10 protein-coding genes are annotated in these 13,526 nt (G+C 68.3%); 8 read left to right on the top strand and 2 right to left on the bottom strand.

What is annotated here, in order from left to right; genetic code table 11:
* The first annotated feature begins 33 nt into the window (after positions 1-33).
* From AC3WOH_RS10370 to AC3WOH_RS10360, 3 genes are all read left to right on the top strand, one after another.
* Positions 34-987, top strand: coding sequence for a homoserine kinase (locus AC3WOH_RS10370; protein WP_492229276.1), 954 nt, complete (start codon positions 34-36; stop codon positions 985-987).
* A 174-nt stretch (positions 988-1,161) separates the two neighbouring features.
* The gene (locus AC3WOH_RS10365) at positions 1,162-1,998 is read left to right on the top strand and encodes a BPSS1780 family membrane protein (protein WP_492229275.1); all 837 of its coding nucleotides are present in this window, start codon (positions 1,162-1,164) and stop codon (positions 1,996-1,998) included.
* Complete coding sequence (locus tag AC3WOH_RS10360) at positions 1,961-2,782, top strand: FecR family protein (protein WP_492229274.1); 822 nt, start codon at positions 1,961-1,963, stop codon at positions 2,780-2,782. Before AC3WOH_RS10365 ends, AC3WOH_RS10360 begins: the two co-directional genes overlap by 38 nt.
* 112 nt (positions 2,783-2,894) lie before the next feature.
* On the opposite strand, the gene AC3WOH_RS10355 is transcribed toward AC3WOH_RS10360, so the two are convergent.
* Entirely contained in the window at positions 2,895-4,925 is a 2,031-nt protein-coding gene (locus tag AC3WOH_RS10355; RefSeq protein WP_492229273.1) for a PhoX family protein, read from the bottom strand.
* A gap of 277 nt (positions 4,926-5,202) precedes the next feature.
* Here AC3WOH_RS10355 and AC3WOH_RS10350 point away from each other — a divergent pair, with 277 nt between their 5' ends.
* The 5 genes from AC3WOH_RS10350 to AC3WOH_RS10330 all read left to right on the top strand — a co-directional run bounded on the left by AC3WOH_RS10350 (position 5,203) and on the right by AC3WOH_RS10330 (position 12,406).
* A complete protein-coding gene (locus AC3WOH_RS10350; protein WP_492229272.1) occupies positions 5,203-7,149 on the top strand; it encodes a PhoX family protein in 1,947 nt (648 codons plus the stop codon).
* A gap of 344 nt (positions 7,150-7,493) precedes the next feature.
* Positions 7,494-8,696: an imelysin family protein gene (locus AC3WOH_RS10345; protein ID WP_492229271.1), complete on the top strand. Its 1,203-nt coding sequence runs from the start codon at positions 7,494-7,496 to the stop codon at positions 8,694-8,696.
* A gap of 26 nt (positions 8,697-8,722) precedes the next feature.
* Complete coding sequence (locus AC3WOH_RS10340) at positions 8,723-10,189, top strand: di-heme oxidoreductase family protein (RefSeq protein WP_492229270.1); 1,467 nt, start codon at positions 8,723-8,725, stop codon at positions 10,187-10,189.
* The gene (locus AC3WOH_RS10335) at positions 10,186-11,283 is read left to right on the top strand and encodes an imelysin family protein (RefSeq protein WP_492229269.1); all 1,098 of its coding nucleotides are present in this window, start codon (positions 10,186-10,188) and stop codon (positions 11,281-11,283) included. Before AC3WOH_RS10340 ends, AC3WOH_RS10335 begins: the two co-directional genes overlap by 4 nt.
* Before the next feature lies 1 nt (position 11,284).
* On the top strand, positions 11,285-12,406 hold the full coding sequence (locus tag AC3WOH_RS10330; RefSeq protein ID WP_492229268.1) for a DUF1513 domain-containing protein: 1,122 nt from the start codon (positions 11,285-11,287) through the stop codon (positions 12,404-12,406).
* Positions 12,407-12,603: 197 nt separating this feature from the next.
* On the opposite strand, the gene AC3WOH_RS10325 is transcribed toward AC3WOH_RS10330, so the two are convergent.
* Positions 12,604-13,524: a LysR substrate-binding domain-containing protein gene (locus AC3WOH_RS10325; RefSeq protein ID WP_492229267.1), complete on the bottom strand. Its 921-nt coding sequence runs from the start codon at positions 13,522-13,524 to the stop codon at positions 12,604-12,606.
* Between the last annotated feature and the right edge of the window lie 2 nt (positions 13,525-13,526).

Below are 13,526 nucleotides of genomic sequence, written 5' to 3'. Positions count from 1 at the left end.
TCTTTCTCCTTCCCGCACTTTCCCCGCTGAGCGATGGCCGTTTTCACTGAAGTCTCCAATGAAGAGGCGCGCGCCCTGCTGCGCCGCCTGAACCTCGGCGAGCTGGTCGCGCTGCGCGGCATCGAAGGCGGGATCGAGAACACCAATTACTTCCTGACCAGCGACCAGGGCGAGTTCGTGCTCACGCTGTTCGAGCGCCTCACGGCCGAGCAGCTGCCCTTTTACCTGCACCTGATGAAGCACCTGGCGCACGGTGGCGTGCCCGTGCCCGACCCGCGCGGCGACAAAAGCGGCGACATCCTGCACAAGGTGTGCGGCAAGCCGGCCGCCGTGGTGAGCAAGCTGCGCGGCAAGAGCCAGCTGGCCCCCGGCCCGGTGCACTGCGCCGCCGTGGGCGCCATGCTGGCGCGCATGCACCTGGCCGGGCGCAACTACGACCGCCACCAGCCCAACCTGCGTGGCCTGCTCTGGTGGAACGAGACCGTGCCCGTGGTGCTGCCCCACATCGACGCCAGCCAGGCGGCGCTGCTGCGCGCGGAACTGGCCTACCAGAACCATGTGGCGGCCTCGTCCGCCTACGCCGCCCTGCCCACCGGGCCGGTGCATGCCGACCTGTTCCGCGACAACGTGATGTTCGACGGCGAGGAGCTCACGGGCTTCTTCGATTTCTACTTTGCCGGCGTCGACACCTGGCTGTTCGACCTGTCCGTGTGTCTGAACGACTGGTGCATCGACCTGCCCACGGGCGCCCACGACCCCGAGCGCGCACGGGCGATGCTGGACGCCTACCAGGCCGTGCGCCCCCTCACCGCGGCCGAGCGCGAGCTGCTGCCGGCCATGCTGCGCGCCGGCGCCTTGCGCTTCTGGATCTCGCGCCTGTGGGATTTCTACCTGCCGCGCGAGGCCTCCATGCTCAAGCCGCACGACCCGACGCACTTCGAGCGCGTGCTGCGCGGCCGCGTGGCGCAGCCGGTGCACGCGGGCTGAACAAGACCCCATTTGCCCAGCCCATTCCGCGAGGAATGTCACACAACGCCGCGTTGGTTCATGCCCCCATGGAGCCACGGCCATGGTGCGCTGGAGTAAATTCGGCGCAATCTCCTCCCACAAGTGCGTCAAGCCCATGAACAGGGGCTGACTTTTTGAACCGGCCTCGTCCCCATGAAACTCAACATCGTCCCTGCCCGCACTGGACTCGACTGGGTCAAGCTCGGGCTCAGGACGTTCCGCCAGCAACCCATGGCACTGGCCGGCGTGTCGATGCTGTTGATCGCCATCATGTATCTGGTCGGGATGGTCCCGGTCGTGGGCAGGGCGCTGGCACTCTGGCTGGCGCCCGCTGCGACCCTGGCCATGATGGTCGCCTCCGCCGAGGCCGTGCAAGGACGATTCCCCAAGCCTTCGGTCCTGCTGGTCGCCTTTCTCAGTGGAAGTGAATGCTCGCGCCGCATCCTGGTACTGGGCGGCCTCTATGTCGCGGGCTTTCTGGCCATTCTTGGCGTCCCGACCTTGATAGATGGCGGCGTGCTGGCGGGCTTTTACCTGGGCGAAGGCAGTCTGTCCCGTGAGATCATGGAAACGGCAGCGGTCCAGCAAGCCGCATTGCTGCATGCCTTGCTGTCCGTCCTCTTGTCCATGACCTTCTGGCACGCTCCAGGCTTGGTCTATTGGCACGGCATTTCCCCCGTCAAGGCCTTGTTTTTCAGTTTTGTGGCCTGCGGCCGCAATATGAAGGCATTTTTGATGTTCGGCCTGGGCTGGCTCTTCGTCCTGATGACAGGCCTGCTGCTGAGCTTGATCCTGGCCGCCATCCTGATCCTGCTGGGCATGCCCCAGGAGGTCGCCAAGGGAATGCTTTCGGGCTTGCAGCTTCTGGTGACTGCCATGTTCCTGACCTCCATCGTGTTCACGTTCCGCGACTGCTTTCTCCCGCCAGCCAACCCCTCCTCGGAAGAACCCCATGACGAACAGCCAGCACCAGCTCCAGGGCCGCACTGAGGACGAAGTTACCTGGTACCAGCGGCGCAGCCTGCTGCAGGCAGCCGCAGCCTGGGCCGCCGCTGGCGGGTTCACCGCGGCCCACGCGCAGCAGGGCCGCAACGTGGTGGAGATGCGCGGCGACGTGCTGCGCAATGGCCAGGCCCTGGCCGCGGGCGAGACCATCGCGCCCGGCGACCGGGTCGAGACCGGGCCGGGCTCCAGTGTGGTCTTCACCGTGGGCAAGGACGCCTTCATGGTGCGCCAGAACACCCGCATCGCCCTCGAAGGCGAGACCCCCGCGGCGGTGAAGGTGCTGCGCGTGCTCTCCGGCGCGGTGGCCAGCGTCTGGGGGCGCGGCAGCGAGCGCCAGGTGGTCATGCCCACGGCCACGGCCGGCATCCGCGGCACGGGGGTGTATGCCGAGGTGTTCCCCGAGCAGGATTTCCGCAGCTACTTCTGCAACTGCTACGGCACGGTGGACATTGCGGCCGGCGGCGAATCCGTCGTCAGCCAGGCCTCCTACCACCAGGCCTTCTGGGCCGAGGTGGCGCCACGCAATGGCCGCATGCTGACGCCGGCCGGTGCCATCAACCACACGGACGAGGAACTCGAATTCCTGGCCCGCCTGGTGGACCAGCGCACGGCCTGGCAGATTGCGGGGCGCAAGGGCAGCAAGGATGGCAGCGGCCAGATCGGCTACCCCGCAGCACCTGGTGGCAGCGGTGGCGGCGCACCCGCCGCACCGGCCCCCGGGCCCACGTCACGCGCGCGGCCACCGTCGCCCTACGGCTCCGACTACTGAATCCCCGCGGCTTGCGAGCCGCCTGCCGCCCCGGGGCTGCGCCCATGAAAAAAGGCTGCCACGCCTGCGCGTGACAGCCTGCAAAGAGGCAACTGACTGCCCAGCAAAAACCTCACACCCCGATGGGGCCGCCGTCCGCCTTCTGGATGACCACGGTGGACGAGCGGGGGCGCACGGTGCCCGTCGGGGCGGTCGTGGCGTCGCTGGTGCCGTAGGCCGGCCAGTTCACCGGGTGCTGGATGTTCAGGAAGATGGTCTTGTAGTCCGGCGTGTAGGCAAAACCGGTGATCTCGGCCTCGTTCGGGCCGACGAAGAAGCGGCGCAGGTCGCCCTGGTTCTGGGCGTTGATGACCGGGCCCGTGCCCTTGCTGTCGGTGGTCATGGCGCCAGGGATCACGGCCAGCATCTGGTCGTTGGTGGCACGGGCCACGGCGTTGTTGCGGCCACCATCGATGCCGTTGTCGGTCTGGATCCACATGATGCCGCGGTCGTCGAAGGCCAGGCCGTCGGGGCTGGCCAGCTGGTTCAGCGTGGTCAGGCCGGAGCGGTTGGTGTCGGCGGCGGCACCGGCTTCGGAGCCGAACACGAAGATTTCCCACTTGAAGGTGTTCGCATTGGGCGTGTCGTGCCAGCGCACGATGTGGCCGTTGGCGTTGTTCAGGCGCGGGTTGGCAGCGTTGGTGCCGGTGGTGGCGTTGCGGCTGGTGTTGTTGGTCAGCGTCACGTACACGTCGCCGTTGGAGGGGTGCACGGCCGTCCACTCGGGGCGGTCCATGGGCGTGGCGCCCACGAAGTCGGCCGCGGCGCGCGTGTTGATCAGGATCTCATCGATGGTCTTGTACTTGTCGCCGAGCTTGGTACCGTCCTTGCCCACGGCGGCCAGCGTCAGCGGCAGCCAGGTGCCCGAGCCGTCTTCGTTGAAGCGCGCGACGTACAGCGTGCCCTTGTCCAGGTACTTGGCGCCCACGGCCAGGCGGTCGCTGCGGCGCGCATCGGCCGGATCCCAGTTGGCGTCGGAGACGAAGCGGTAGATGTACTCGAAGCGCGAATCGTCACCGCTGTAGAAGGCCAGCGGCTTGCCGGCTTCGGGCTTGCCGTAGGCCGCGCCTTCGTGCGCGAAGCGGCCCATGGCGGTGCGCTTGGTCGCCACGCTGCCGGGGTCGTAGGGGTCGATCTCGACCAGGTAGCCAAAGCCATTGACTTCGTTGCGCCAGTCGTTCAGGGCGCTGCTGCCGCTCGGGGTCACGTTGAAGCGGGCGAACTCGCCTTGCACTTCGGTGGCGTCGCCGGCAGCGGTTTCCCACTTGTAGCGGCCGGCCGAGGTGGGCACGCCCACGCGCACCTGGTGGGCGGGCAGGCCCGATGCATTGGTGTTGACGAAGCAGGCCGCCCAGTTTTCTTCGGCGGTGATGTAGGTGCCCCAGGGCGTGGTGCCGTTGCCGCAGTTGTTGTTGGTGCCGCGCACCGTGGTGCCCGTGGGCGAGTACGGGGTCTTGACCCAGTCGGTGCCGCCGACCGGGCCGGCCAGCGCCATCGGCGTGGCCGAGGTGAAGCGGCGGTTGTAGCGCGAGTTCTTGACGATGGCCCAGGCATTGCCCGTCTTGCGGATGTGCATCACGGCCACGCCGTGGGCGTTGACTTCCTTGCGCACTTCTTCCGCAGGGCGCTTGTTGTTCACCGTGGTCGGGCCGGCGGGGTGCAGGGCCTTCTCGTCGATGTACTCGTGGTTGACCACCAGCAGGCCTTCGCTGGAGCTGCCGTCGAGCGGGAAGTAGTGCATGCCGTCGTGGTGCATGCCGGTGGAGTTGAGCAGGTCCTTGGAGGTGTTCTTGCCGTCACGGTCCCATTCGGCGGCGCTGTCGTTGAGCGGCGTGCCCCAGGCACCCAGCACCTGGGCCACGTAGCCCGGTGGCACCACGCAGGCGTCGGTCATGGAGTTGGCCAGCGAGGTGAAGCCCAGCTTGAGCGGCTCGTCGTCGCTGCCGCCACAGGCGGACAGGCTGGTGCCCGTCAGCAAGGCCAGCGCCGCGCTCAGGCCGCCGCGCGTGACAGTGCGGCGTGACAGCTGAACCTCCAGGATGGCACTGAAGGGGGTGTTGCCCGCGTCGTTGCGAACGACCTTGTCAGAAATAGTTTTGCTCATGAGAGCCGCACTCCTCGTGGTATTGGTTGGTCATGGGAGAGCGCAGTCTAGGAATCGGATATGACCGATCCGTGACGCAAGAGCACTCGGCGCGCAGGGCGATTCGGGGGCCTGTGGAGCAGCCGCCACAGCACCGTCAAATGGTTGTCACACAGTGTTCTTAGCATCCGCCACCAAGAGAGCAGCCTGGCTGCCTGGCCCTGCCCGCAGGGCGCAAGGGCACCGGAGCGCTCTCTATAAAAACCCATATAACAAACCACGGAAGCTGCACTCCACCATGACCTCTGCGTCCACCCCTTCGCGCCGCCAGGCCCTCCAATTCCTGGCCGGCATTCCCCTGCTTCCCCTGACCACGGGCGGCGCTGCCGCCGCGCTGCTGACCGCCTGTGGCGGCGGCGGCGATGGCGCCAGCTACGTCTCCACGGCCTTCACCTCGATGGCCGCCCCCACGCTAGCCAACCCGGCCGCCATGGCCACCAACACCGTGGGCTCGACCATGCAGGTCACGCTGAGCGACAACTCGGTGCAAAGCTACGCGCTGGCCTACCAGCCTTTCTTCATCACCGGCGACACGGTGGCCAACGTCAAGGGTGGCAACATCGTTGCCGGCAGCTACTACGACATCAACAACCAGCCCATCATCGACACCACGGTGGCCGGCAAGGAGCGCCAGTTCTTCTCGGACGCACCCGATGGCACTTCGCTGCTGACGGTGCCCAACGCCAAGGTCGACGGCGTCAAGGGCAACCACGTGTTCGCCGTGGTGCAGTTCGAGTACACCACCTGGGCCCAGGACGGCAAGACCGACATGTACGGCAAGCTGCCCTCGCCCATCGCCGTGCTCACGCTGGACCAGGACCCCAACACCGGCAAACTGAGCCTGGTGAAGTACCACAACGTGGACACCTCCAAGGTGCACGGCCTGTGGATCACCTGCGGCGCCAGCCTCTCGCCCTGGGGCACGCACCTGTCGAGCGAAGAGTACGAGCCCGACGCCTTCACCATCGCCAGCAACACCCAGTTCCAGGCCTACAGCAAGAACCTGTACGGCGACGCGAGCCGCGCCAACCCCTACCACTACGGCCACATGCCCGAAGTGACGGTGAACGCCGACGGCACCGCCAGCATCAAGAAGCATTTCTGCATGGGCCGCATCTCGCACGAGCTGGTGCAGGTCATGCCCGACCAGCGCACCGCGCTGATGGGTGACGACGCCACCAACAGTGCCTACTTCGTGTTCGTGGCCGACCGCGAGAAGGACCTGTCCTCGGGCACGCTGTACGCCGCCAAGGTCGGCGCCGGCTTCACGGTGGACGCCAAGGCCACCGCCGGCGCGCCGCTGACCTGGATCAAGCTCGGCTCGGCCAACAGCGCCGAGATCGAAGCCCTGGCCAACACGCTCAAGGCCACGGACATCATGGCCGTGGCCACGGCCAACCCGAACGATGCCACCTACACCCGCATCGTGGCCAACGGCAAGGAAGAGTGGATCAAGATCAAGCCCGGCATGGAGAAGGCCGCTGCCTTCCTCGAAACCCACCGCTACGCCGCCTTCGTGGGCGCGAGCATGGGCTTCACCAAGATGGAAGGCACGACCGTCAACGCCAAGGACAAGATCGCCTACTCGGCGCTGCAGAACGTGCAGACCTCGATGGTGGCCGGCAACGCGCTGAACGTGGCGGGCAACGGCGTCTCGGTGCCCAAGGCCATCAACGCCGGTGCCGTGATGGCGCTGAACCTGCGCGGCGGCCAGAAGGACACGGCCGGCGCCGCCATCAACAGCGACTGGATGCCCGTGGACACCAAGGCCCTGCTGGTGGGCGAGGACATCACGGCCGACGCGCTGGGCAACACGGCCAACCCCGACACCATCGGCAACCCCGACAACCTCAAGTTCTCGGAAAAGATGCGCACCCTGTTCATCGGCGAGGACAGCGGCCAGCACGTGAACAACTTCCTGTGGGCCTACAACGTGGACACCAAGAAGCTGTCGCGCCTGATGTCCATCCCCGCGGGCGGCGAATCCACCGGCCTGCATGCCGTGGACGAGATCAACGGCTGGACCTACATCATGAGCAACTTCCAGCACGCCGGTGACTGGGGCAGCATCCACAACGTGGTCAAGCCCACGCTGGATCCGCTGATCATCGCCAACTACAAGAACAAGTCGGGCGCTGCCGTGGGCTACCTCACGGCCACCCCCAAGCAGCCACGCCTGGGCTGACCGGCAACGCCGCAGGGAAACAAGTCATGGGATGCCGCGCCTGGCGCGGCTGGGCGGGGCCCTGCAGTGATGCAGGGCCCCGCCCTTTTTCGTGGGCCGCAGGCCGCCGCGCCCCGGGGTAGCGGAAAATTCCCTTCCCGCACCAATGCAAATAAAACCCATTCTTATAATCACTGCGATCAAGGGCGGGCTGCACCGTGGCGCCGCCTTTCCCTGCGGGCTTGCGCCCCACCGATACCCACTGGACTTTCCACCGGACTTCCCACGGCCTGGCGCCTTGCCGGACCGGACCGTTCCCGGCAGGTCTGCCTTGTCACCCGTCTTCGTTGTTTGAGGAGAAACGCATGAAAACCAAGCTGTTGCACACCACCACCCTGGCCGCGGCCCTGATCGCTGCGAGCCCCCTGGGCCTGGTGGGTGTGGCGCAGGCACAGGGCACGGCCGCCCAGGCCCAGCAGGCCGTGACGGCTGCGGCGGTGGCAGCGCAGTACGCCACGCTGGTGCATGCCAACTACGAAGACACGCTGACCAGCGCCAAGGCCATGCAGGCGGCCATCAAGGCCTTCACGGCCCAGCCATCGGCCGAGGCCCTGGCCGAGGCGCGCAAGACCTGGCTCGCCGCACGCGAGTTCTATGGCCAGACCGAGGCCTTTCGCTTCTATGGCGGCCCCATCGACGACGACAAGGGCCCCGAGGGCCGGATGAACGCCTGGCCCATGGACGAGTCCTACGTGGACAGCGTGGAAGGCAAGCCCAAGGCCGGCCTGATCAACAACCGCAAGATCGCCATCACCAAGAAGGCGCTGGCGGCGCAGAACGAGCGCGGCGGCGAGGAGAACATCGCCACCGGCTGGCACGCCATCGAGTTCCTGCTGTGGGGCCAGGACCTGTCGGAAACCGGCCCGGGCAACCGCAGCTTCGAGGACTTCGTGGACGGCAAGAAGCCCAATGCCGACCGCCGCCGCCAGTACCTGAACGTGGTGACCGAGCTGCTGATCGACGACCTGTCCTTCCTGGTGAAGTCCTGGGCGCCCGAGGGCAAGTCCAACTACCGCGCCAAGTTCACCAAGGGCAACATGGAGTCGGTGCGCAAGATGCTCGTGGGCCTGGGCTCGCTCTCGCGCGGCGAACTGGCGGGCGAGCGCCTGGAAGTGGCCCTGAATAGCCAGGACCAGGAAGACGAGCACTCCTGCTTCTCCGACAACACGCACCGCGACGCCGTGACCAATGCCAAGGGCATCCAGAACGTCTGGCTGGGCGAGTACAAGCGCGCCGACGGCAGCCTGGTCAAGGGCGCTTCGCTGCGCGACCTGGTCGCCGCCAAGAACCCGGCCCTGGCCGACAAGACCAGCCAGCAGATCGCCGCCTCGGTGGCGGCCGCCGAAGGCATCCAGGCGCCGTTCGACCGTGAGATCATCGGCGGCAAGGATGCGCCGGGCCGCCAGCGCATCCAGAAGACCATCGACAGCCTGACCCAGCAATCCAAGGACCTCGTGGAAGCCGCCAACGCCATCGGCATCACCAAGCTCACGCTGGTGCAACCCTGAGGCTCCCTGCGCTTTCCTTTCGTTCCATGTTCCCTTTGCAAGCCCCTTACCGCCGGCGCGCCCTGCGCCTGGCGGTTGCCAGCATCGGCCTCGCGGCCCTGGGCGGCCTCATGGCCGACACCCCCGCCGACCCGCTCGGCGAGAAGGTCGGTGGCAACACCACGGTGTTCGCCACGGGCCGCAATGCCTTCTCCTTTCCCGCCGCCAACCTGGACGATGCCGAGCGCACACGCTTCGTGATCGGCAATTCGTTCTTCCGCCGCAACTGGGTGGAGGCACCGGCCTCGACCAAGGCGCGCGACGGCCTGGGCCCGCACTTCATCGCGCGCTCGTGCGGCGGCTGCCACGTGCAGGACGGCCGGGGCGAGCCGCCGGCCATCTTCAACCGCCTGGGTGACACCAAGGACCCCACGGTGGCGCTGCTGATCCGCCTGTCCATTCCCGGCACGGATGCGCATGGCGGCCCCAAGCACGACCCGGTCTATGGCGACCAGTTCAACAACGCGGGCGTGCAGGGCGTCAAGCCCGAGGGCCGCGTGACCCTGCGCTACAAGACCATCAAGGGCAAGTTCGCCGACGGCACGCCCTACGAGCTGCTGGACCCGAGCTACGGCTTTGCCGACCTGGGCTACGGCCCCATGCACCCCGAGATCATGGCGAGCCCGCGCATCGCGCCGCAGATCATCGGCGTGGGCCTGCTCGAAGCCATTGCCGAAGCCGATATCCTTGCCAATGCGGCCGACCAGGCCGCGGCGGGTGGCCCGATCAAGGGCGTTCCCAACCGCGTGTGGGACGCGCCCTCGGGCCAGATGATGCTGGGCCGCTTCGGCTGGAAGGGCAATGTCGCGACCATCGCGCACCAGACCGGCGGCGCCTTCCAGGGCGACATGGGCATCACCTCCAGGCACTTCGCCAACGAGACCTGCACGCCCACGCAGAAGGACTGCCTGGCCGCCCCCAGCGGCAAGAGTGCCGCGGCACAGGGCCAGCCCGGCGTGGAGATCGACGACAAGACCTTCGACGACGTGGTCTTCTACCAGGCCACGCTGGCGCCGCCCGCGCGCCGCAACCCCAAGGACGCCCAGGTGCTGCGCGGCCAGGCGCTGTTCGCCCAGGCCCAGTGCGCCACCTGCCACCGGCCGAGCTATGTCACCCAGGAAGGCCCCTTCCCGCACCTGACGAGCAAGGCGCTCTCGGGCCAGCGCATCTGGCCCTACACCGACATGCTGCTGCACGACATGGGCGAACGCCTGGCCGACAACCGGCCCGACTTCGCCGCCAATGGCCGGCAGTGGAAGACCCCGCCGCTGTGGGGCACGGGCCTGATCAAGGATGTGAACGGCCACACCCGGCTGCTGCACGACGGCCGCGCACGCGGCGTGCTCGAGGCCGTGCTGTGGCATGGCGGCGAGGCCGAAGCGGCAAAGAACCAGGTCCTGAAGATGAACAAGGCCGAGCGCGATGCGCTGGTCAAGTTCGTGGAGTCGCTATGAAACACCACCCCCTTCGTGCAACGGCCGCCGCCCTGGCCCTCGCCGCCCTGCTGCTGCCCGCCCAGGCCCAGACCGGCTGGAAGCTCAATGCCGTGCCCTTCTACGACACCACGCATGCGCTGCAGAGCCTGTACGGCCACTGGGGCAAGCCGCGTGCGCAGGAGTTCGCCGCCGCCGCGCAGGCCCTGGCGCCGGCCGTGCGTGCGCTGTGCGAGGCGCCGGCCGGCCAGTCGCAGGCCGCACTGACCAACGCCCGCGGCGCCTGGCAGCGCAGCATGATGGCCTGGGAGACCCTGGGCGCCGTGGCCGTGGGCCCCGTGATCGCGCGCCGCACGCAGCGCCAGATGGACTTTGCGCCCACGCGCCCCGCCCTGATCGAGCGCGCCGTCAAGACCCAGCCCCAGGGCGCCAAGGCCTTCGAGCGCGTGGGCACGCCCGCCAAGGGCCTGCCGGCGCTCGAATGGCTGCTGTGGACGCAACCCGTCGCGCCGGCATCGCCGGCCTGCAGCTATGCGGTGGAAGTGGCCCTGGACATCGAGCGCGAGGCCGTGGCCGTGGCCGGCGCCTTCGACGCTGCTGCCGGCACCGACTGGGCGGCCGAGGACGAGCAGGAGCGATCCACCGCGGCTATGGGCGAATTCATCAACCAGTGGGTGGGCGGCATCGAGCGCCTGCGCTGGGCCCACATGGAAAAACCGCTGCGCGCCGCCCAGGGCACGCGCACGCCCGAGTACCCGCGCGCCGCGAGTGGCCAGGCATCTGCCGCCTGGAAGGCCGAATGGAGCGCCCTGCGCACCCTGGCCGTTCTGCCCGAAAGCGCGGCCACGCCCACGCCCGGCGAGGCCCTGGTGCCGCTGGAAACCTATTTGCGCGGCCGCGGCCTGAACCCGCTGGCCGACCAGCTGCTGGCCACCACGCAGCGTGTGGACAAGGCCCTGCAGGCCATCGACCAATCGGGTGCCACGGGCAAGGCCGGTGGCGAACGGGTGCTGCAGGCCTCCAAGGAGCTGGCCGCGCTCAAGCGCCTGGCCGAAGCCGAGATCGCCCCTGCGCTGCAGGTGAGCATCGGTTTTTCAGATGCGGATGGAGACTGAGGTGCGCACAGCACTGAGCCGCCGCCAGGCCCTGGTGTTCATGGGCGGCCTGGCGGCCGTGCCCCTGGCCGCGCATGCCGCACCCCAAGGCACGGAAATGCAGCTGCTGGGGGCCTGGCAGCAGGCCGATGGGAGCTACCGCATCGGCGTGCTCGCGGCCCAGGCCGGCAGCCCCTCGCCCCTGCGCGCGCGCCATGTGCTGGAAGTGCCCACGCGCGCCCACGGCATCAGCCAGTTGCCCGATGGCAGCCTGCTTGCCACCGCACGCCGTCCCGGCGACTGGCTGGTGCGCTGGCATCCGGGCCAGCCGGCCGCCAAGGCCCAATGGCACTGGGTGGATGCCACGCGCTCCTTCAACGGCCATGTGCTCGCCAGCGCCGATGGCCGCCACCTCTACACCACCGAGACCGATGTGGACACCGGCGCCAGCCTGGTGGCCAAGCGCGATGCGCGCAGCCTGGAGACCGAGGACGAGTGGGCCACGCACGGCATCGATGCGCACGAGCTGATCTGGGCCCCCGCGGCCCGGGGAGAAAAGCCCACGCTGATCGTGGCCAACGGCGGCGTGCCCACGGCGCCTGAAACGGGCCGGGTCAAGCGCAACCTGCACACCATGGATTCGAGCATCGTGCGGCTGCACGGCGAGAGCGGCGAGCTGCAAGGCCAGTGGCGCCTGCCCGACCCACGGCTGAGCCTGCGCCACCTGGCCTGGAATGCCGAGCGCACGGTGCTGGGCATCGCCCTGCAGGCCGAGCACGACGAGGCGGCGGACAAGGCGGCTGCGCCCATCCTCGCGCTGTTCGATGGCAAGGCCTTGCGCCTGTGCCCGGCCGGCCAGTCCATGGCCGGCTACGGCGGCAGCATTGCCAGCACCGCCGAGGGCTGGGCCGTGAGCTGCCCGCGCAGCCAGGGCGTGGCCACCTTCACGCCCGAGGGCCAATGGCGCGGCTTGGTGGGGCTGGAAGAAGTGTGCGCGCTGGCCGTGGGCAGCCATGGACGCTTGTGGGCCGCCGGAGTCTCGCACTCGCTGGAAGATGCGCGCGCATCCACACCACTCACCCATGCACACGCCAAGGAACTCACCGGCGCACGCATGGACAACCACTGGGTGAAGTTTGGCTGACCCCCCCCTGAGGCGCTTCGCGCCTTCACCCCTCTCTCATATTGCTTCGCAATCTGGGAGGGGGACGCCCCCAGCGCAAGCGCTGGATACGCCGCCTTCGCGGCGGGGCGGCCCTTGCGCGGGGGCACTGGCCTTGGCCTGTGCCAGTTGCGTGCGCAGCGCGCCGAACCACTGAAGTGTTGATTGAACGGCAGGCCTCATGCCGCCTGCCCCTGCCGCTTGGCCACATCCCGCAGGCTGCCATGCAGCGCCAGCTTGCGCACGATGGTGGAAAAGGCGCGCGTGGGCACCGACTCACGCGCCCCCGGTGACCACAGCATGCCCGGCGTGCGCACGGGCGTGGGGCTTTCAAGGCGCACCACCACCAGGCCCGAGTTCGGAGCCACCACATTGGCCGCGACGATGGAAGCGAGCTGCGTCTTGCCCACCAGCTCCATCATGGGGGCCAGGGTGTTGATCTCGGCCACCACCTGCGGCTCGGCGCCGCAGGAGCGAAAGCACTCATCGAGCATCTGCCGTGTGGCAAAGCTTGCGGGCAGCAGCGCCATGGGCATGCGGTGCAGCTCCACCATGCGCACGCGCTTGCGCCGCGCGAGCGGGTGGCCGCGCGCCACCACCAGCACCATCTCCTCGTTGTAGAGCGGCTCGAACTGCAGCGGCCCGGGCGCGGCGGGCCGGTAGGCGATGCCCAGGTCCAGCGTGCCCTGCTGCAGGCGCGTGGCGATCTGGTCGGCCGGGAGTTCTTCCACCACCACCTTCACGCGCGGGTGGCGCTCGTGGAAGGCCGCGATGCAGCCCGGGATGAAGCCCAGGTTGAAGGTGTGGGTGGAGCCGATGTGCAGCTCGCCCACGGCCTCGGAGCTGTTCTGGCGCAGGGCCCCCAGGCCCAGGTCGATCTCGCGCAGCGCCTTGGTGCAATGGTGCAGGAACTCGTCGCCCGCCTCGGTCAGCGCCACGCGCTTGCCCGCGCGGTCGAACAGCGCGGCGCCGATCTCGTCCTCCAACTGCTTGATCTGGTGCGACAGCGTGGACTGCGTCACGTGCAGCCGCTCGGCCGCGCGCGTGAAGTTGAGCGAGCCGGCCAGGGCGATGAAGTAGCGCAGATGCCTCAGTTCCATGG

The organism is Acidovorax sp. FW305-C-20-28, assembly GCF_058783375.1.
Note: the sequence above shows the minus strand (reverse complement) of the source record. Positions and strands in the feature narration are given on the sequence as shown.